The 18,356-nt window shown below is 37.0% G+C and carries 22 protein-coding genes; 11 read left to right on the top strand and 11 right to left on the bottom strand.

Going from position 1 to position 18,356, the window contains the following annotated elements; all coding sequences use genetic code 11:
- Positions 1–37 precede the first annotated feature (37 nt).
- Together BUR19_RS05940 and BUR19_RS05935 are read right to left on the bottom strand one after the other, a co-directional pair.
- The gene (locus BUR19_RS05940; protein ID WP_074233958.1) at positions 38–589 is read right to left on the bottom strand and encodes a helix-turn-helix domain-containing protein; all 552 of its coding nucleotides are present in this window, start codon (positions 587–589) and stop codon (positions 38–40) included.
- 242 nt (positions 590–831) lie between these two features.
- A complete protein-coding gene (locus BUR19_RS05935; RefSeq protein WP_245799027.1) occupies positions 832–1,314 on the bottom strand; it encodes a winged helix-turn-helix transcriptional regulator in 483 nt (160 codons plus the stop codon).
- Between the two features lie 27 nt (positions 1,315–1,341).
- Between BUR19_RS05935 and BUR19_RS05930 the strand changes: the two genes are divergently transcribed.
- Positions 1,342–2,133 carry an SDR family oxidoreductase gene (locus BUR19_RS05930; RefSeq protein WP_074233957.1) on the top strand — a complete coding sequence of 264 codons (792 nt, stop codon included), beginning with the start codon at positions 1,342–1,344 and terminating at the stop codon, positions 2,131–2,133.
- A 23-nt stretch (positions 2,134–2,156) separates the two neighbouring features.
- Positions 2,157–2,474 (top strand): hypothetical protein, encoded by a 318-nt coding sequence (locus BUR19_RS05925; RefSeq protein ID WP_074233956.1) that lies wholly within the window; start codon positions 2,157–2,159, stop codon positions 2,472–2,474.
- A 614-nt stretch (positions 2,475–3,088) separates the two neighbouring features.
- Here BUR19_RS05925 and BUR19_RS05915 read toward each other — a convergent pair.
- The 9 genes from BUR19_RS05915 to BUR19_RS05875 all read right to left on the bottom strand — a co-directional run bounded on the left by BUR19_RS05915 (position 3,089) and on the right by BUR19_RS05875 (position 9,214).
- On the bottom strand, positions 3,089–3,421 hold the full coding sequence (locus BUR19_RS05915) for a GNAT family N-acetyltransferase (protein WP_074233954.1): 333 nt from the start codon (positions 3,419–3,421) through the stop codon (positions 3,089–3,091).
- Between the two features lie 473 nt (positions 3,422–3,894).
- A complete protein-coding gene (locus BUR19_RS05910) occupies positions 3,895–4,791 on the bottom strand; it encodes a pirin family protein (RefSeq protein WP_245799026.1) in 897 nt (298 codons plus the stop codon).
- Positions 4,792–4,907: 116 nt separating this feature from the next.
- Positions 4,908–5,492 (bottom strand): Crp/Fnr family transcriptional regulator, encoded by a 585-nt coding sequence (locus BUR19_RS05905; RefSeq protein WP_074233953.1) that lies wholly within the window; start codon positions 5,490–5,492, stop codon positions 4,908–4,910.
- Positions 5,493–5,501: 9 nt separating this feature from the next.
- Complete coding sequence (locus tag BUR19_RS05900; protein WP_074233952.1) at positions 5,502–5,813, bottom strand: hypothetical protein; 312 nt, start codon at positions 5,811–5,813, stop codon at positions 5,502–5,504.
- Positions 5,814–5,822: 9 nt separating this feature from the next.
- The gene (locus BUR19_RS05895; RefSeq protein WP_074233951.1) at positions 5,823–6,170 is read right to left on the bottom strand and encodes a cupin domain-containing protein; all 348 of its coding nucleotides are present in this window, start codon (positions 6,168–6,170) and stop codon (positions 5,823–5,825) included.
- A 127-nt stretch (positions 6,171–6,297) separates the two neighbouring features.
- Positions 6,298–6,918: an alpha/beta hydrolase gene (locus BUR19_RS05890; protein ID WP_074233950.1), complete on the bottom strand. Its 621-nt coding sequence runs from the start codon at positions 6,916–6,918 to the stop codon at positions 6,298–6,300.
- A gap of 2 nt (positions 6,919–6,920) precedes the next feature.
- Positions 6,921–7,874, bottom strand: a complete 954-nt coding sequence (locus BUR19_RS05885; protein WP_074233949.1) for a VOC family protein — start codon at positions 7,872–7,874, stop codon at positions 6,921–6,923.
- 55 nt (positions 7,875–7,929) lie between these two features.
- On the bottom strand, positions 7,930–8,226 hold the full coding sequence (locus BUR19_RS05880; RefSeq protein ID WP_074233948.1) for a GNAT family N-acetyltransferase: 297 nt from the start codon (positions 8,224–8,226) through the stop codon (positions 7,930–7,932).
- Between the two features lie 55 nt (positions 8,227–8,281).
- A complete protein-coding gene (locus BUR19_RS05875) occupies positions 8,282–9,214 on the bottom strand; it encodes a ring-cleaving dioxygenase (protein ID WP_074233947.1) in 933 nt (310 codons plus the stop codon).
- 220 nt (positions 9,215–9,434) lie between these two features.
- On the opposite strand from BUR19_RS05875, the gene BUR19_RS05870 reads away from it, so the two are divergent.
- From BUR19_RS05870 to BUR19_RS05830, 9 genes are all read left to right on the top strand, one after another.
- Complete coding sequence (locus tag BUR19_RS05870; RefSeq protein WP_074233946.1) at positions 9,435–9,908, top strand: Dps family protein; 474 nt, start codon at positions 9,435–9,437, stop codon at positions 9,906–9,908.
- 153 nt (positions 9,909–10,061) lie between these two features.
- Positions 10,062–10,757: a LytR/AlgR family response regulator transcription factor gene (locus BUR19_RS05865; RefSeq protein ID WP_074233945.1), complete on the top strand. Its 696-nt coding sequence runs from the start codon at positions 10,062–10,064 to the stop codon at positions 10,755–10,757.
- 358 nt (positions 10,758–11,115) lie between these two features.
- Positions 11,116–13,329 carry a hybrid sensor histidine kinase/response regulator gene (locus tag BUR19_RS05860; RefSeq protein WP_074233944.1) on the top strand — a complete coding sequence of 738 codons (2,214 nt, stop codon included), beginning with the start codon at positions 11,116–11,118 and terminating at the stop codon, positions 13,327–13,329.
- A gap of 22 nt (positions 13,330–13,351) precedes the next feature.
- Positions 13,352–13,900, top strand: a complete 549-nt coding sequence (locus BUR19_RS05855) for an antibiotic biosynthesis monooxygenase (RefSeq protein ID WP_074233943.1) — start codon at positions 13,352–13,354, stop codon at positions 13,898–13,900.
- Positions 13,901–14,209: 309 nt separating this feature from the next.
- Complete coding sequence (locus BUR19_RS05850; RefSeq protein ID WP_074233942.1) at positions 14,210–14,767, top strand: hypothetical protein; 558 nt, start codon at positions 14,210–14,212, stop codon at positions 14,765–14,767.
- Between the two features lie 52 nt (positions 14,768–14,819).
- On the top strand, positions 14,820–15,263 hold the full coding sequence (locus BUR19_RS05845; protein WP_074233941.1) for a lipocalin-like domain-containing protein: 444 nt from the start codon (positions 14,820–14,822) through the stop codon (positions 15,261–15,263).
- Positions 15,264–15,291: 28 nt separating this feature from the next.
- Positions 15,292–16,260, top strand: coding sequence for an NAD(P)H-quinone oxidoreductase (locus BUR19_RS05840; RefSeq protein WP_074233940.1), 969 nt, complete (start codon positions 15,292–15,294; stop codon positions 16,258–16,260).
- Between the two features lie 266 nt (positions 16,261–16,526).
- Positions 16,527–17,573, top strand: coding sequence for a cupin domain-containing protein (locus BUR19_RS05835; protein ID WP_074233939.1), 1,047 nt, complete (start codon positions 16,527–16,529; stop codon positions 17,571–17,573).
- A 26-nt stretch (positions 17,574–17,599) separates the two neighbouring features.
- Positions 17,600–18,334 carry a M17 family peptidase N-terminal domain-containing protein gene (locus BUR19_RS05830; protein ID WP_074233938.1) on the top strand — a complete coding sequence of 245 codons (735 nt, stop codon included), beginning with the start codon at positions 17,600–17,602 and terminating at the stop codon, positions 18,332–18,334.
- The last annotated feature ends 22 nt before the right edge of the window (positions 18,335–18,356 follow it).

Genomic DNA, 18,356 nt, shown 5'->3' with positions numbered 1-18,356 from the left:
TTACGCCATTTGTTACTGGAAAAGACTTTCAAGGGGTTTATCGCAAAAATCGATAGGTCAAAGGATAGGAACTTACTCTTTTATTAATGCTTCTGAAAATATTGATGATGCACATGACAAAAGCATAAAAATAGATGATTAGCACCAATGGAAATCCAATAAAAAACACGAAAATCATGAGTACAACTGCCGGTATAAAAAGAAGAGACATTGAGATCTGAAAATTAACTACCAACTTACCTTCCTGGTCGTAAGCCTGGGATTCATCTTTTTTAATGAACCAAAAAATTACTGGAAGAATAATATTGAAAACAGGAAGAAAAAGCCCGATAAGTGCCAACATGTGAAAAACTGGTTTTATTTTATCCAGGCTTTTTATCTCCGTGGTTTGTGGTAACTGTTGATCTATTGTTAACTCTTCAGTGTCTATTTCAAGTGCATCTGCGAGCATCTTCAATGTTGCGGGATGTGCTTCAACCTTTCCGCTTTCGATGCGTTGTATAGTTCTTGCGCTCACGCCAGAAAAATCTGCAAGCTGTTGCTGGCTCAGTCCTTTCTTACGTCTGTAATCTGCTAATTTTGAAGTCATTGTCACACAAAAATATGTAAATTATTGCTTACGAAAAAGAGCTTGCACTTAAGTTTTAGCATTTTTTTACAATCATAATATCAGATACTTGATGCATTAAAATTTGGGTTAAAAACGATTTTGTTCTCGCTGCCGAAAGCGTTGCACAGATAATCAGTTATTTAGTCAATAAGCTTACTAAGATATAATTGTAAAATAGATTTCTTTGATGTCAATTTATTTCTTGAGCTTAAAACATAACTTTATTCTTCCGCATTATTGCCAGATGCCTGATATCTTTTAATAATTAAATCTCTTAATCGCTCTTCGTGTTGATCTCCCCACTGTCCCAAAGCACCGACAACAGGAATCAAACTTTCACCAAACTCAGTTAAGCTATATTCTACTTTTGGAGGTACAACAGGGTAAATTTTCTTCGTGACCAACTCGTGGTCTTCCAACTCTTTTAGCTGAATATTTAAAACTCTTCGCGATGCATCCGGAATTTTACGCTGCAATTCGCTTGGTCTTTTATTTCCCTGATTGATAAACCAAAGAAGACGGATTTTCCATTTGCCGTACAGCACTTCACCGATCAGGTCAAGACCACAATTCAGATTCGGAATTATTTTTCTCTCATACATAATGTAAAAGTAAGCGTATGTTCCGATTTTTGCAATAGGGGAATAATTTATCCCTATATGAATCGTAATTCCGTACTTGTATGAACTGTTTTTATACCCCAATTTTGTCCTATAAAACAAATCTAAAAAATGGAACAATTTAATTACAACAATGAGTTGTCAGGCAAAATTGCATTGGTAACAGGAGGTACAAAAGGAGCAGGAAAAGCCATTGCAGACAGACTGCTACAAGCTGGCGCAACGGTTATTATTACCGCAAGAAATGCCCCTGAACAAGAAAACAGTAATCTGCATTTCATTTCAGCAGATCTGAGTACAGCAGAAGGCACCCAAAAAGTAATCAGCGAAGTGCTTTCGGACTACGGAAGACTGGATATTCTGGTTAACAACCTCGGGGGATCATCTACTCCGGCAGGCGGGTTTGCCGCGCTTAATGATGAAGATTGGGAATCAACACTACAGGCTAATCTTTTGGCTCCGGTTCGGCTGGACAGGGGATTTTTACCGCAAATGATCGAGCGAAAAGCAGGTGTTATTATTCACATCGCTTCTATCCAAGGTAAACTGCCTCTATATGATTCTACTTTGCCTTACGCAGCTGCAAAAGCAGCACTGAGAAACTACAGCAAAAGCTTATCAAACGAAGTTACTCCTAAAGGTATTCGTGTATTGGCGGTTTCTCCAGGATGGATCAATACAACAGCATCGGAAGCATGGCTGGGCGAAATTGCAAGAAATTCGAACAGTACTGTAGAAGAAGCGCAACAGGGCGTAATGGATGCATTGGGAGGAATTCCTTTCGGAAGACCTGCTGAACCTGCCGAAGTTGCCGAATTTGTAGGCTTTCTGGTTTCACCAAGAGCTAGTTATTTAACAGGAACAGAATATGTAATCGATGGCGGAACAGTACCAACCATTTAATAATCATTAAAAAAATAGAAAATATGAACTTACCAAATGTAATCAGCGAGTTAGTTAAAACACAGAATAATTTTGATAGTGCTGCTTATGCACAATGTTTTGCAGAAACAGCCGTAGTTTTTGATGAAGGCAAAACCCATAACGGAAGAAAAGAAATAGAACAATGGATTGACAAATCCAATAAAGATTATAAAGCCACAATGGAACCGATTGATTATAATGAAAAAGAAAATATTCTATCGGCTAAAACTTCAGGATCATTTCCGGGCAGCCCAATTATTTTGAAATATTATTTTCAATTATCTAATGGACGCATTCAGTCGTTGAAAATAACAAGTTAGTATTTATAGAGGAAATCATAATAAAGCTGAAATATATACTTCAGTTTTTCAAACTCTGCCAAAGTGTATGACAGAAAGGAGGAAGCAAAAAACAACCTCCTAGGATGATCGAGATTCAATAGTGTAACAGACAGATCTTATAATTGGTTTTCCTTATTGGAAAACCAATTTTATATACCAACGGGATAAAATTAATTCGCTATCAATTTTAATGACTAAAAGTTATAGATGGATTATTTTGGGCCATATGCATGTTGTGCCTATCACTGTAAGCCTCCCCGAAGTTTGAACAGAATTACACCCTCATTTTGTTTTGTAAAACCATAAAATCTTTTTCAAGCTGTTGTATTAATTTGAATTTCGCCAAAGTAAAAACGTAATCCTTAGCCTCTGCGAGTGATATATCATATTTAAGTTCGATTGTGGGAAATTCAATTGGAAAAGCAGAGAGCAGCCTGTCATAATATTTATCTAACAACTTAGCATCCGGCATCTCGAAATTTATCCTAAGTTGAAAGATCAAATAAATTCATTATTTTTAATTTTAGAATATCAATTACAACAGAATATCTTCTAACTTAATATTCTTTCTAATGTCCTAATAATCTTATAATTTATTTCCACCAGTAATAATAGTTGTGTAACCCATCATATTCAAATCCACAACGAGGATATAGTTTATTTCCTATATCGTTTGTTTTTTCGGTTTCAAGCATTAATCCACAAGCTTCTGTTTCATCACACCATTGTTTAGCACGTTCTATAAAAGCCACTGAGAATCCTTTTCCTCTGTAATCAGGATGTACAAACAGATCACTCAAAAGCCACTGTTTTGCTAGCTTAACATAATGGTACAATTTGTATAACTGTAAAATCCGATAAAGATTGAAGAGTTCTGCAGCTGCATCCAAATTTTCGAGATTTGCTTTTTTAATTGTAAAATTCATTTTTATTTGATTTTGCTTAATGTTGCAAATTTATATTACAAAAGGACTATCCTTATAATCCAGTTTCAACATAGATAGTAGTCCATATGATTCCTTTTGACCGAATTGTAATTATTGAAAAAAAACTAAAAATCCCAATCTACAGACAAATCGCAGTGAGTATTACCAACGCGATTAGAAATGGAATTTTAATGCTGGAGCTCACTTGCCAGGAAGCAGCTTAGGATGTCGTTATCTATGTATTCGAAAACACAGGCAACTTATAGTTGAGCTTCTACAGAAGAGAATCCCAACCATCGATCGAAATTCCATCCACAGAACCCAAATTTTTGATGTCCCATTTGTTGTCGGAATTGAAGAGTTTGCAATTGCCGTTTGAGAAAAAGTTAAAGTTGAGAAAACTAATCCTGTAATTAAGAATGATTTGTTTAAGGTATTTTTTACTATATTATTCATAATAATCTAAACTATAGTTACATCATCATCGGAACTTCCATCAACAAAATCTCCGTATTTTCTGAAGTCGATTTGATCTTCAAATCTGAAATATCCCAAACTCCAAAACCATCTCTCGTTTCCACTTTCTGTCCTTCGATTTCTGCGCTTCCTTTTAAAATAAAAGCATATACACCGTTCCCTTTTTTCCTGATTTTATAGTTGATTTCAACATTATTTTCGAAGTTTCCTAAGTGAAACCACGCATCCTGATGAATCCAAACACCTTCGTCATCCGCATTCGGAGAAAGAATCTGCTGGAATTGATTCTGCCCTTTTGATTTTTCTAAAGTAATCTGGTCATATCGTGGAGTCACATTTCTTTTGTTTGGATACACCCAAATTTGTAGAAACTTCACCAAACTGTCATTATTTTTATTGAATTCGCTGTGCATAATTCCGGTTCCTGCACTCATCACCTGAATGTCTCCACTCTTAATAATCGCCGAATTTCCCATACTGTCTTTGTGCTCCAAATCTCCTTCCAACGGAATGCTGATGATTTCCATATTGTCGTGCGGATGCGTTCCGAAACCTCTTCCCGCCTCTACTTTATCGTCATTCAAAACTCTGAGAACACCAAAATGCATTCTCTCCGGATTATGATAATTCGCAAAACTAAACGTATGATTGCTGACCAACCAGCCGTGGTCGGCTTTCCCTCTGGAATCCGCTTTGTGAATCACAGAATTGTCTTTAATTTTTGAATCGGTGTTTGGTAAATGATTGTATCCAATCGGTTCCAGTGGCTCGATTTCGTCAATCTCATTTTTCATTGTATTTCCCAATGAAGCAGTTGCTACAAACATTCCTGTTCCGAGTAATCCTTTCTTTAAAAAATCTTTTCTGTCCATATCTGTTAGTTGTTTATTCATTATTGATATGACAAATTTATGGCGATGGAAATTGCTGCGCATTTAACTAGTTTAATAAATTTGATTTGAGCAAAAAAAAATGCCAAATAATTTCATATTTGACATTTTTAGTTTTATTATTTTCCTTTATTCGCAAGGCGTTTTCGGATTGTACTCACAAATTCCTTTGAAACTCCGAGATAAGAAGCGATGTAATATTGCGCAACGCGCTGTGGAATCGTAGGATATACTTTTATAAATTCCAGATATCGGTCTGATGCGCTTTTGGAAATGGTATTCACCAGACGGTTTTGAAGGGTAAACAGATTTCGCTGAACCAACATTCTGAAAACCCTTTCGAATTTCGGGATTTCCTGCAACAGCTTTTCTTTGGTGGTCGGGTTCAGCATAAAAATCTCTGAATCTTCAATCGTTTCAATATACAAATTCGAAGGTTTCTGTTCCTGAAAAGACGCTATATCACTAATCCACCAATCTTCGATGGCAAACAAAATCGTGACCTCAAAACCATTATCATCAAGGTAGTAAGCCCTCAGACAGCCTTTGTGAATGAAGCCTTCAAATTGGCAAACTTCACCTTCCCGCAACAAAATTGTTTTCTTGGGAATGGTTTCACAAACCAATAAATCGGTGAATATTTTCTCTTCTTCGCTGCTCAGGCTGATAAAACGCGTAACGTTCTTGATGATATTTTCAAACATAAATTAAGTTTACGGCTGCAAATTAGGGAAAAGTGCGTAAACTTCGTTCTTCAAAAGCCCACTTCCGCCGCCGTAATGGTCAATCACCTTCACATTTTTGTCCAGATTTTCGCAAAAAACTTTGATATCGTTTTCAAATTTTTCTTCTAAGCCAGAACTTAACAAAACAATATCAACCTGATTTTCTTTAATATAATCATAGCAGACCGTTTCATCGCTCTTGATTTCTGCCTTCCAGCCTACATTATTTTCGATAATTCTTTTCAAGGTATCAAGAATTTCCTGATTTTTCCCAATCACTAAAAAGTTTAAAGTTTTCATTTTTTTAATTTATAAATGGATGAACAATGATGTTCGCATTTTCTTTTTGAGGTTCTTGGTTTTGTGACCTTTTCCAGAAATATCTTCAACCAAAAGAATTTCTCCGGTTTGAAATTGTCTGATTTCACCAAGCGAAGTTTTAATCTCAACACCGCCATCCAACAAAACAATATATTGCTTTTGCGGAGCGTGATGAAAATCGTAATCATAATCAGCAGAAACCTTTCTGAATTGAAGTTTCTTAACATTAATATCTTCTGACAAAAATCCGATTTCACCTTGATTGATTAACGGAATTTCGATGTCTTCGAAGTGAGATTCGCCGTTTTCATCGCTGAATATTCTTGTGATTTTCATTGCTTTTAAGTTTTGGCTAAAGCCAATTGAATTATTTCAATTAATTAAACGGGCTAAAGCCCGTTTCTATTGAATATAAAATTGTGTTTATTTGTGAAAATATTCGTGACCTTTTGTGTTCAAAGAATTATTTAAAAACAATTGAATTCGCCAATTTAATTTCTTCCTGATTGATTGAATGTCCGAAATTGGCATAAACTTTTTCCGTAACATCAGCATTCATTTCCTTTAAAATATTGGCTGTCGCATAGACTCTTTCAACAGGAACGTGGAAATCCGGATTGCTTGTTCCCAGGAAAATCGGAGTCTGTGCGAAATCACCTTTGTAATTTTCACGATTGATTTTTTCACCAATCACACCACCGATAATGGCCACTGCTCCACCAAATCTTTGAGCATTTCTCGCTAAAAATTCCAAAGTCAAACACGCACCTTGAGAAAATCCGAAAAAGTAAATATTCTCAGCTTTAATGCCTGCATCCAAAGCCGTTTTTACGGTTTTTCCAACAGTTTCAATGGCTGAGGACAACCAAGGTTCATTTTGCTCAACCGGAGCGATGAAGGATAACGGATACCAACTTCCATTAGTTGCCTGTGGCGCGAGCAAAGCATAATCTTCTACATTCAAATGTTGGGATAAGCTCAGAATATCCTGAGCGCTTCCGCCTCTGCCGTGAATCATTATTAAAACTTTTTCTGCTTCATTCAATGATTTTCCGCCTGTTTTTATATCTAAAGTGTGACTCATTTTTATCTAAATTTTTCTGTAGGATAATTAATTTTTGGAAGAATATCAATTAAGTGTCCTCTGTTTTCTTCAAACTGTTCCGGCAGCATCAAATCTTCACCAAGAGAAGCCAATTCTTCATCAATGTCAAAGCCAGATCCTGAAGTGGCGATTTCAAACAAAACACCACCCGGCTCTTTGAAATAAATGGAAGTAAAATATTTTCTATCTTTAACTTCCGTATGCTGCAAACCGAATTGATTCAGTCTTTCAATCATCTCCAATTGTGACTGCGCATCGGGAGTCGCAAAAGCAACGTGATGAACCGTTCCTCTTCCTGCCAAACCTTTAAGAGAATTGGGAGCGCAAAGCAAATCGACATATTTTCCGGGTTTATCTTCCGTTCCAAATCTGAATCTGTCAGAGCTTTCAGCAATTAATTGATGGTCCATTTGAGTAGTCAAAAGCGCAGCAGTTCTTTCATAAGCATCAACCCAAATCTCGACGTGATGAAAACCTTTGATGGCAAAATCCCGCGGAATCAATCCGTTATCATACCCTTTTCTGTCATCTTTTTCATTGAAAACCAACTCCAAACCTAGTCCGTCAAAATCTTCCAGATAAATAAAGACTTCACCTGAAAACCTTTGCTGTGACTGTTTGTAAGGAATATTAAATTTATCCAGACGTTCCAGCCAGTAATCAAAAGCCGCCATCGAAATGGAAAAAGCCGTTGTGTTAAGCATTCCTTTGCCGTGTCTTCCGTTTGCCAAACCTTTTCCGTAAGGAAAAGTCGTTATAATCGTTCCAGGTGTTCCGAATTCGTCCCCGAAATAAAAATGATATACTTCAGAATTATCGAAATTGACGGTTTTCTTAATTAATCGAAGTCCCAAAACTCCGGTGTAAAAATCTATATTTTCCTGTGCATCGCCTGTGATAGCGGTGACGTGGTGAAGTCCTGTGATAAGTGACATTGTAGTTGATGGTATTTGGTTGATTGTTGATGGTTTGGTGTTTGGTCTTCAGATTTTATGCTTCTTCTTTAAACCAAACATCATTGTATTCTTCGGGATTGCGTTTGAATTGTGCGTGAACATACGGACACAGCGGTACAATTTTTAAATCGTTTTCTCTGGCGTAAGAAACCAATTGATTTAATAATAATTTGGCAAAACCTTTTCCGGCATATTCTTCATCAACTTCTGTATGATAAACCGTTAATTTATCTTTGATGACCGAAATATCCATTTTCCCTGCTTTTTTATCGTCTGAGAAAAGCTGAATTTCGCCTCTCACATTTCCTAAAATTACTTCTGTTCTTTCCATTGTAATATTTTTTCTTTTTGCTAAATTAGGTTGTTAAATAGAAAAAAGTGATGACTTATGATAACTTCGGTAATACCTCTTCGATTCTTGCACGTAAAGGTTCGTGTTGTTTTGGAAGTTTTAAATTGATTCCTAATTCATTCAAAGGTTCATCAACCGTGAAGCCAGGATTATCTGTTGCGATTTCAAATAAAACGCCACCCGGTTCACGGAAATACAATGAATAGAAATAATCTCTGTCGATTTTCGGCGTGATATTCAATCCTGCAGACAAAACTTTTTCACGGAATTCCATTAAAACTTTATCATCTTTCACTCGGAAAGCAACGTGATGATTGGTTCCTGCTGCATTTCTTCCAGCCTGAATTTTATCGTTTTCAATAATGTCAACAAGGTTTGCCGTTTCGATGGCATCAGTTGCAAAACGATATCTTTCATCTTCCTCTTTTTGTAAATTGTATCCAAAAATATCGGTTAAAACTTTGATTGTCGGATCAGCTTTTTTCAAAGTCAAAGTGATATTATGAAAACCTTTCAAAGCATTTTCATCTTTAATATCATCGGTTGTCCATACTTTTCTGTCATCACGTCTTGAAGATTCGATGAACTGTAGCTGAAGTCCGTCTGGGTCTTTGAATGAAATCAGTTTTTCACCAAAAATTTCGCCTTCTTCAAAGTTTACATTAAACTGCTGAAATCTGTTTTTCCAGAATTCCAAACTTCCTTTTGGAACTGAATAACCGATGTGTGTTGCCAAGCCAGAACCATTTGTTCCCTTACCAATTCCTTCCCAAGGAAAGAATGTTAAAATTGTTCCAGGAGTTCCTTCCTCGTTACCGAAATAAAAATGATAAGTTCCCGGATCGTCAAAGTTAACGGTTTTCTTTACCAATCTTACGCCTAAAACCTGAGTATAAAAATCTAAATTTCTTTTTGCGTTGTCTGCAATTGCTGTAATGTGGTGCAGTCCTAATATTCTATTTTCCATTTTGTTGATTGTTTAATTTTGATATGACAAATTTATGGTGGTTAGAAATCCTGCACATTTAACTAGTTTAATAAATTCATTTTTTGTTTAAAATATTAATGAAACTTAGTTTAGCCCACTCAACGACTCATTTTGCCTATTTAACGAAAAACCTCTTAATTCCAAGACATTCCGACCGAACTTTACATCATCAAAAAAGAACAACTTAAATCTTAAAATTATGAAAACAAACATCGGACTTACAGAGCAAAACACAGAAGCTGTTGCAGAACAATTGGCAAAACTTTTAGCTGACGAAACTGTACTTTACATCAAAACCAGAAATGCACACTGGAACGTCACCGGCGACAACTTCCACGCCAACCATATTTTCTTCGAAGAACAGTACAAACAGTTGGACGAATTGATTGACAGCGTTGCAGAACGTCTAAGAAAAATCGGTCATTACGCACCTGCAACTATGAAAGCTTATTTAGAATTGACGCATCTCACAGAATACAGCGACAGAACCAATGACGGTTTGGGTTATATGAAAGATTTATTAAAAGACCACGAAAGCATCATCGATTTTCTAAGAGGAAATGTGACGCCTTTTGCCGAAAAATACAAAGATTACGGTTCCAGCGACTTCATCACAAGCCTGATAGAAACACACGAAGAAATGGCCTGGATGATTCGTTCTTACTTCAGATAAAAACGTTGCCACGAATACACTAATTTACATTAAAAGAATATATTATTCGTGTATTCGTGGCATTCAAAACTTTCGCAATAGAATCAAAAAAATTAAGCAAAAAAATCTTAGTAGTTTTAATTATATTTGTGTCAACCATAATAAACTATCCCTATGAAAGCCCTGATTGTTGATGACAACGATATCGCAAGAACCACACTCGCACACTTGGCAAAGCAGATTCCCAATCTTACAATTGTCAGTGAATATTCCAACGCGATTGAAGCTTACAATCATTTGCAGAACAATCAGGTAGATTTGATATTTTTGGATATCGAAATGCCGGAAATGACCGGAATCGAACTCACTAAAAACCTTTCTGGGAAAGACATTATCATTATTTTCACCTCATCCAATAAAGATTACGCACTTGAAGCTTTCGAACTGAATATCGCAGATTACATCCTGAAACCCGTGATGCCTGCGAGATTTTTACAGGCAGTCAGCAAAGCTCAGGCAATTCTCGAAAGCAGAAAAGAAGATGTGGAAGTCACCAAAGATGAATTCCTATTCGTGAGAGATTCTAATATCACAAGGCGTTTGAAGCTCGATGATATTTTTTATGCGGAAGCAATGGGCGATTATGTAAAATTCTACACAAGAGAAAAAATGTTCGCCATCCACGGCAAGATGAAAACGGCCGAAGAACGTTTGCCAAAAGATGATTTTATCCGTGTTCATAGGTCTTATATTGTTTCTGTTGGCAAGATAGACACGCTTCAGGACGGCGGAATTATGATCAACGGAAAATTCATTCCCGTTGCAGATGCATACCGAAAAGCGCTTAATACAAGAATGAATGTCTTTTAAAATTAAGATATTTATTTGGGCAGCTTAATCCGCCTTCCGCTCCCAATCTTTTTTGCAGACGATTTCAATCTAAATAGAACTTGAGAACAAGCAAAAAAGGATTTCCGCTCAAGTCGGGCTGCAGATTCAGTGTAAAAGAAACATTAACATAAAAACAGTGTTTTGTCATTCCGTAGGAATCTAAATTATTCTTTTAAATACTTTGTTGAGATTCCTACGGAAATCGCAGATTCGACGAAGTCAATGACAAACTTAATATTTTAATCTTTGCTGAGTTTACGCCTTTGCGAGCAAAAATATTTTCAATAATAGTAAAAAATCTTTGCGGACTTTGCGTTAAAAACAAAGAAAAACATTTATGAAAAAAATATCTTCAGTAATGGGAAACAGACGGTTCAGTTATTTCATCATCCTCACATTTATTGCGGGTTCTCTCCTATTGATAGCGGTTCAAATCAATTCGGCTAAAAATACCAAAGAACTCATTCAAAATAACAACCGACTTCTCAACGAATTGCGTTCCAGCAACCATTTACGTGAAATCGACCGTGATATTTTGGGCGTTGAAAGCAGAATCCGAGCTTCCATTGCGACCAACGACACGACGCATCTCGAAGGAATCGACCAAAAAATAAATCAGATAGAAAACTTTCTCGATTCCCTTTCCAAAGACAATTCAGACGACGTTGAAGAAAAGCTGATTCACAGATTGAGCGTTCTCGCAATGGAAAAGAAAACGACGAAGGATAAATTGCTGCTCCGTTATCACACCCTTGGAAATATGGATGACAACACTTCCATTGCTAATCCAAGAGCTCGAAAAATCTCGAACGAAATCACTTCCATCACTGCAAAAATCTACGAAAGCAGAAAACTTCATATGGTTGACCTCAGCAAAGAAACGGAAGCAATGGGACAAAAAGCGAGATTGTATGACATTTCTCTATTGATTCTTTTGATTTTGAGCGGTTCCATTGTTGGTTATCATATTCTTCGCCAATTTAAACGTCAGCGATTATTGATTCAGGAATTGGATGTTGCAGAGAAAAAAGCATCGGTCGCCGCACAAACAAAAGAAAATTTCCTCGCTAATATGAGCCACGAAATCAGAACGCCTTTGAGCGGGATTTTGGGCTTTACCAACCTTTTGCAGAAAAGACCTTTGGATGAAACTTCGAAAGAATTTGTCTCATCCATTCAACGTTCGGGAGAAAATCTGATGGCGATTATCAATGATATTTTAGACTTATCAAAAATCGAAGCCGGAATGATGCGCATTACCAAAGGCATATTCAGCATCAATGGATTGGTAAATTCGGTTGAAACATTTTTCGTAGAAAGAGCCAAAGAAAAAAGATTGACGATTTCCAGCAAAATTGACACTTCGATTCCTGACACTTTGAATGGCGACGCCACGAGACTCACGCAAATTCTTGTCAACCTCATCGGAAATGCCATTAAATTTACGCATCAGGGAAACATTAATATCGAAATTTACAATAAACAACAGAGCGAAAATGAAGTCGTTGTCGGCTTTAAAGTTTCTGACACCGGAATCGGAATTGATAAAGAAAAACTTCTTGAAGTCTTTGAAAGATTTAATCAGGGTGAAGATTCTACGACCCGAAATTACGGCGGAACCGGTCTTGGTTTATCAATTGTGAAAAGTCTGATTCAGTTGCAGAATGGCGATATCGAAGTCATCAGCGAACAGGGAAAAGGCACGACTTTCCATTTTTATATTCCTTATGCGATTGCGAAAGAACAGCTTAATGTAGTTCCGAAAGTTGACACCGATTATTTTAAAGATAAAACAAACACGCCTTTGAAGGTTCTAATCGTTGATGATAACGCTATCAATCAAAGTCTGATGAAACATCTCCTTTCACAATGGAACATTGATTTTGAAACTGCAAACAACGGTCTGGAAGCGGTAGAATTTCTCAGAAATAACGACTGTGATTTGGTTCTGATGGACATCCAAATGCCACAAATGGACGGTTATGTTGCCACGCAAACCATCCGTGAAGAACTGAAACTGAACACGCCCATCATCGCAATGACCGCACACGCTTTGGCAGGCGAACGCGAAAGATGTATGAGCCGTGGAATGAACGAATACATTTCTAAACCTATTACAGAGGAAGAGTTATTCAAATTAATTTCCAATTTCGGATTAAAAGAAAACGAAAAAACGGAAACTAAAGCTGAAGAAATCGTTTCTAATTACGAGTTCATCGACCTTACTTATTTGAAGTCTATCAGCAATGGCGACAAAGATTTTGAAAGAACCGTGACACAACAGTTTTTAGATAAAGTCCCAACTCATTTGCAGGAACTGAAACTGGCTTATGAAAATAAAGATTTTAAATTGCTGAAATTGAGAGCGCACGATTTAAAATCAAGTGTGGCAATAATGGGTTTGCTTCCTTTGTTAGAGGAAAAATTAGATATTTTAGAATTAACAACCGAAGAAAATCCAGCATCGCAACTGGCTTTGGAAGAGGTAAAAGATGTTTTACTGAAATCTTTTTTTGAAGCTAAATTATTTATGAAATCCATCGGTAACTAAATTAATTAAAACCAATTTTATTATGGAAAATCAAGGGGTATCTGTTGTTATTTCACATCATATTCTAGATGGAAAACAAGAGGAATATGAAAATTGGTTAACTGAAATCGTTCCTTTAACCAAGCATTCAAAAGGTTTTATCGATTGGCAAATTATAAGACCTATTCCCGATTTAACGTTTGTTTACACCGTGATTATCAGATTTGATACCATTGAAAATCTAAAAAAATGGATGGAATCTGACACCAGAAAAAAACACATCGAAAAAGCTAATTCATTGTTCCGAAAAAATGATAAGTATAAAATAAAATCAGGTCTTGATTTCCTTTTTGAAACTGAAAATCAAACCAAAGTTCCCGTCCGATGGAAACAATTTTTAGTAACCTGGTCAGCCATTTATCCTCTGTCATTATTGGTTCCGTTGGTAGTTTTACCCTTTTTAAGACTCTTAAAAATCCCTGCGAATCATTATTCAGACGGACTTTTGATTTCAGGCTGTATTGTTTTTCTGATGGTTTTTGCTGTAATGCCGAATTATACAAAACTGATTAGAAGATGGCTTTTTAAATAATATCAATCAACATCAATTTAATACCTAAGAATCACTGTGCATTACAGTGATTCTTTTGTTTATAATAAAGGTACTTTTCACTTTTGTCATTCCGCAGGAATCTAGATATTATTTTAAATACTTTGCTGAGATTCCTACGGAAAAACAAACTTTGAGTTTAATTACTTCATTGTCTTTATTCAATAAATCATAACACTTACTCAACGACAGTTTCCGCCTGTTCATCGAACACCAATTGATTTTGAAATTTGTTGAATGTAGCTTTACACCATCAAATTAACATATACAAACAATTAAACTTTAAACATTATGGAAATCCTTCAAACACCAGAAAACGCATTGTCTCACTCTACAGTTACAGCGATTATCAATGCCCCAATCGAAAAAATAAACATCGCAGATTGGCTACTCAATCTTCCCGATGCCGAATATCAAAGATGCTCAACGCAGCACATCGGAGCGGCTATTTCTACCACTTTTGACGGCGAACCGGTTTCTTTGAACGTAGAAACTATCGGAGATGCTTTGATGATTCAGCATTATGTAGCGGTAGAACACCGTCCGGATTACTGCAGAATGTTGTCGATTTCAGATTCAATTACCAAAGGTGGTCGTACCAAAGTTCAGGTTTTATGGGAACTGAAAGCCACAAAAATCGATGATAACACAACATTGTACACTAACGAAATTCACGCAACCGCAACACCTGAAATGTTCGAATATCTAAAAGAACACAACGTGAATCTTGCTGATGCAGCCGCTTCCAGACAAGCTGCTTCCGACGCTCACAACCACGAAGAAACGCCCAACTTTGCAAAAAGCATCGAAAACAAAGCATTGACAGGTAAATACAATCAGCCTTTCTAATTCAAAAAACATAATGAGCGTATTTCGGTACGCTCATTTAATTTTAAAAGTTATGGAAACACTTTTTGAAAAACTTGTAGGAACTTGGACTTTGGTAGAACTTAATGAAGTTCCTGTCAACGGCGGAGAAATTACCCATCCGATGGGCGAAAATCCGAAAGGACTGATTATTTACAATCCAGATGGTTATATGTCGGCACAAATTATGGATACGCACCGTGAAAACTTTCATCAGGAACATTGGACCAATGCCACGCCGGAAGAATATACACAGGAAGGCTCGACCTATCTTGCGTATTCGGGACCGTTCAAAACGGACGATGAAAAACAGTTGGTGAGCCACACGATGTACGTCTCACTTTTTCCCAACTGGACGGGGCAAATGCAGAATAGAATCGTTATCTTTAAAGATGGTTTTCTGCATCTTGAAAGTGAGAAACCATTCATAAGCAATTCACTATTGGTGACTCATCAACTTACCTGGAAAAGAGTTTGAAAGAATCTGATATTAAAATTTAAAAAAAATGAAAGCAATCGTTATTACAAAACCTGGAGCTCCTGATGTATTGGAATTACAGGAATACCCTACTCCCGAAATATCCGGAGACGAAGTCTTAATCGAAGTGAAAGCCGCGGGAATCAACCGTCCGGATGTATTCCAGCGTGAAGGTAATTATCCTGCTCCTGAAGGTGTTGTTGCAGACATTTCAGGATTGGAAGTTGCCGGAACCATTGTAAAATGCGGACCTGATGTCGTAGATTTCACCGTTGGAGAAAGAGTTTGTGCACTTCTTGCAGGCGGCGGTTACGCAGAATATGTTGCTGTGAGAGAAGGTCAATGTTTACCCATTCCGGGAGATTTAAGTTTTGCTGAGGCGGCGAGCTTACCGGAAACGGTTTTTACAGTTTGGTCTAATGTTTTTCAGAGAGGCAAATTAAAATCGGGAGAAACCTTTTTACTTCACGGTGGAAACAGTGGAATTGGAATCACGGGAATTCAGATTGCTCACGCTTTGGGTTCAAAAGTAATTGTCACTGTTGGTTCTAATGAAAAAGGACAAAATTGTCTTGAACTCGGCGCAGATTCTTACATTAATTATAAAACACAGAATTTTGAAACTGAACTTCAAGATGAAGGTGTCGACGTCATTCTGGATATGATTGGCGGTGATTATTTGGCCAAAAACATCAATATTTTAAAGCCTGAAGGCAGATTGGTTTACATCAATGCGGTAAGTGGAAGTCGTGTCGATTTAGATATTTGGAAAGTAATGACAAAGCGTTTGACCATTACAGGAAGTACTTTGAGAAGCAGGGAATATGCGTTTAAAAAACAATTGGCTAAGGAAATCCAAAAGAATGTCTGGCCTTTAATTGAATCTAAAAAATTCAAACCTTTTATTTTCAAAACATTTCCTTTCTCGGAAGCTGCGGAAGCACACCGATTGCTTGAAGAAGGTTCTCATACAGGAAAGATTATTCTTGTGAGATAAAAAAATACATACATTTAATAATAATTTGACCCAAATTTTAATCCTTCTCAATCCAAATTGTGAAGGATTTTTTATTATTAAATCAAATCGAAAGTCTTTTATCTATCGTTTATTTTCTGTACTCTTAAGAGACCAACTACTCCTTTCAAATTCTCACCGACTCATTTTGCCCATTCACCGAAAATCACCTCAAAAACGTCTCATTCCGAAGTAGCTTTACAATAGAAATAAAGACAAACACTAATTAATCACAAAAACTTATCATTATGAATACTCCATCATTAAGTTTCAAATACGAATTAGAGAAAAAAGAACCACGCACGAATGACGGTGGAACTACAAGAGGTGCTTCTGTAAAAGATTTTCCTGCTTCTATCGGCATTGCAGGAGTTTCTATGAGACTGCAACCTGGAAGTATGAGAGAATTACACTGGCACGCCAATGCTGCTGAATGGGCTTACGTGATTTCGGGAACAGTTCGTACCACGATTATTCATCCGGATGGACACAGTTACACAGACAATTTTGAACCGGGTGACGTTTGGTATTTTCCAAAAGGTTATGGCCACTCTATTCAGGCGACAGGAACGGAAGAATGTCATTTCATTTTGATTTTCGATAATGGTAATTTTTCTGAAGACCACACGTTCAGCGTGACGGATTTTGTTTCGTCTGTGCCACCTGAAATTGTCGCTCAGAATTTAGGATTAACTTTAGAAGAAGTGGCGGCTTTGCCTCAGAAAGAAGCGTACTTCGCAGCAGGAATTGTTCCGGATGAAATGTCTTTCGTTGCTGAAGCTCGTCCGAATGAATCTGATATTGAATTAACGAGTTTTCACCGTTATCCTTTGCATTCTCAACAACCGAGAATTGTTCCGGGCGGAGGTTTGCAAAGATTGGTTACAAGTAAAGAATTTCCCATCAGCAGTACAATGTCCGGTTCTATTTTAGAATTGCAACCGGGAGCTTTGAGAGAAATGCACTGGCATCCAAATGCGGACGAATGGCAATATTTTATTTCAGGACAGGCGGAAATGTCGGTTTTTTTAGCGGAATCTACTTGTGTTACGGAGCAGTTCAGTGCAGGCGATGTAGGTTACGTTCCAATGGGAGCCGGACATTACATCAAAAATACAGGCGATACGGTTTGTAGAATTCTGATTGGTTTCAACAGTGGAAAATATGAATCGATTGACTTAAGCGAATGGCTTGCCGGAAATCCGAAAGATGTCGTTGTAACGAATTTCGGTTTGAAGGAAGGCGAAATTGAGAAATTCCCAGCTGAGAAAGTTTTCATTCAGCCTGAGAAATAATATTTAATCTAATAAATCCTAAGATTATGAAACTTTTAAACATCAAAAAAGCAGTACAAATTGGCTTATTTGCAGCAATAATTTCTGCAACACCACAAATATATTTCGCACAAACTGCAGTACAGACAACACCCGCAAACACCTCTAAAATCTGGGGAAAAGTGGACGAAATCGCCATCGAAGGAATGGTACAAGGGCCATCAACAGAGATCACACCTTTACAGATTGCCTGCGTTTTTGAATATACAGAAGGTGATATTTTTAATTCGCCACCGGCATTGCCAGAAGCCGTCAACGGAATGGTTCATCTTGATAAAAGCCTGAATGGCATCATCACAGAACTCAGAAAATCCGGAAAATTTGCTGGACATTCCCTGGAAACATTACTGATTACGCCTCCTTCAGGAACCATAGGTGCAAAGAAATTATTGCTTATCGGTTTAGGCGATCGGAATAAATTCACACCCGAACTGATGCAGCAAATTGCCAGTGTCGGAATGGAAGAAGCCCTAAGACTGGGCGTTACAAAATATGCATTTGCCACCGACCTGAAAGATGCTGGAATAGATTCTCCAACTGCTGAAGTTGCCGGATACGGCATAACTGGAGCTATTAACGCTTACAGAACTCAGGTTTATTTGAAAAGTAAAAAGATGTCTGCATTTAAGCCGATTGAGAAAATAACATTACTTGCGGGACCAGCATTTTTTACAACTGCAGGAGAAGGAATTACGAAAGCAATTTCAGCTTTTAATAAATAAACTATTCTCAATTAAGTTTTCA

The organism is Epilithonimonas zeae (genome assembly GCF_900141765.1).
GTDB classification, from domain to species: domain Bacteria; phylum Bacteroidota; class Bacteroidia; order Flavobacteriales; family Weeksellaceae; genus Epilithonimonas; species Epilithonimonas zeae.
Note: the sequence above shows the minus strand (reverse complement) of the source record. Positions and strands in the feature narration are given on the sequence as shown.

Bases quoted from the DNA above. Each gene is read 5' to 3' on its own strand.
- BUR19_RS05940 (WP_074233958.1), bottom strand. From the start codon at position 589: ATGACTTCAAAATTAGCAGATTACAGACGTAAGAAAGGACTGAGCCAG.
- BUR19_RS05930 (WP_074233957.1), top strand. From the start codon at position 1,342: ATGGAACAATTTAATTACAACAATGAGTTGTCAGGCAAAATTGCATTG.
- BUR19_RS05925 (WP_074233956.1), top strand. From the start codon at position 2,157: ATGAACTTACCAAATGTAATCAGCGAGTTAGTTAAAACACAGAATAAT.
- BUR19_RS05915 (WP_074233954.1), bottom strand. From the start codon at position 3,421: ATGAATTTTACAATTAAAAAAGCAAATCTCGAAAATTTGGATGCAGCT.
- BUR19_RS05910 (WP_245799026.1), bottom strand. From the start codon at position 4,791: ATGAATAAACAACTAACAGATATGGACAGAAAAGATTTTTTAAAGAAA.
- BUR19_RS05905 (WP_074233953.1), bottom strand. From the start codon at position 5,492: ATGTTTGAAAATATCATCAAGAACGTTACGCGTTTTATCAGCCTGAGC.
- BUR19_RS05900 (WP_074233952.1), bottom strand. From the start codon at position 5,813: ATGAAAACTTTAAACTTTTTAGTGATTGGGAAAAATCAGGAAATTCTT.
- BUR19_RS05895 (WP_074233951.1), bottom strand. From the start codon at position 6,170: ATGAAAATCACAAGAATATTCAGCGATGAAAACGGCGAATCTCACTTC.
- BUR19_RS05890 (WP_074233950.1), bottom strand. From the start codon at position 6,918: ATGAGTCACACTTTAGATATAAAAACAGGCGGAAAATCATTGAATGAA.
- BUR19_RS05885 (WP_074233949.1), bottom strand. From the start codon at position 7,874: ATGTCACTTATCACAGGACTTCACCACGTCACCGCTATCACAGGCGAT.
- BUR19_RS05880 (WP_074233948.1), bottom strand. From the start codon at position 8,226: ATGGAAAGAACAGAAGTAATTTTAGGAAATGTGAGAGGCGAAATTCAG.
- BUR19_RS05875 (WP_074233947.1), bottom strand. From the start codon at position 9,214: ATGGAAAATAGAATATTAGGACTGCACCACATTACAGCAATTGCAGAC.
- BUR19_RS05870 (WP_074233946.1), top strand. From the start codon at position 9,435: ATGAAAACAAACATCGGACTTACAGAGCAAAACACAGAAGCTGTTGCA.
- BUR19_RS05865 (WP_074233945.1), top strand. From the start codon at position 10,062: ATGAAAGCCCTGATTGTTGATGACAACGATATCGCAAGAACCACACTC.
- BUR19_RS05860 (WP_074233944.1), top strand. From the start codon at position 11,116: ATGAAAAAAATATCTTCAGTAATGGGAAACAGACGGTTCAGTTATTTC.
- BUR19_RS05855 (WP_074233943.1), top strand. From the start codon at position 13,352: ATGGAAAATCAAGGGGTATCTGTTGTTATTTCACATCATATTCTAGAT.
- BUR19_RS05850 (WP_074233942.1), top strand. From the start codon at position 14,210: ATGGAAATCCTTCAAACACCAGAAAACGCATTGTCTCACTCTACAGTT.
- BUR19_RS05845 (WP_074233941.1), top strand. From the start codon at position 14,820: ATGGAAACACTTTTTGAAAAACTTGTAGGAACTTGGACTTTGGTAGAA.
- BUR19_RS05840 (WP_074233940.1), top strand. From the start codon at position 15,292: ATGAAAGCAATCGTTATTACAAAACCTGGAGCTCCTGATGTATTGGAA.
- BUR19_RS05835 (WP_074233939.1), top strand. From the start codon at position 16,527: ATGAATACTCCATCATTAAGTTTCAAATACGAATTAGAGAAAAAAGAA.
- BUR19_RS05830 (WP_074233938.1), top strand. From the start codon at position 17,600: ATGAAACTTTTAAACATCAAAAAAGCAGTACAAATTGGCTTATTTGCA.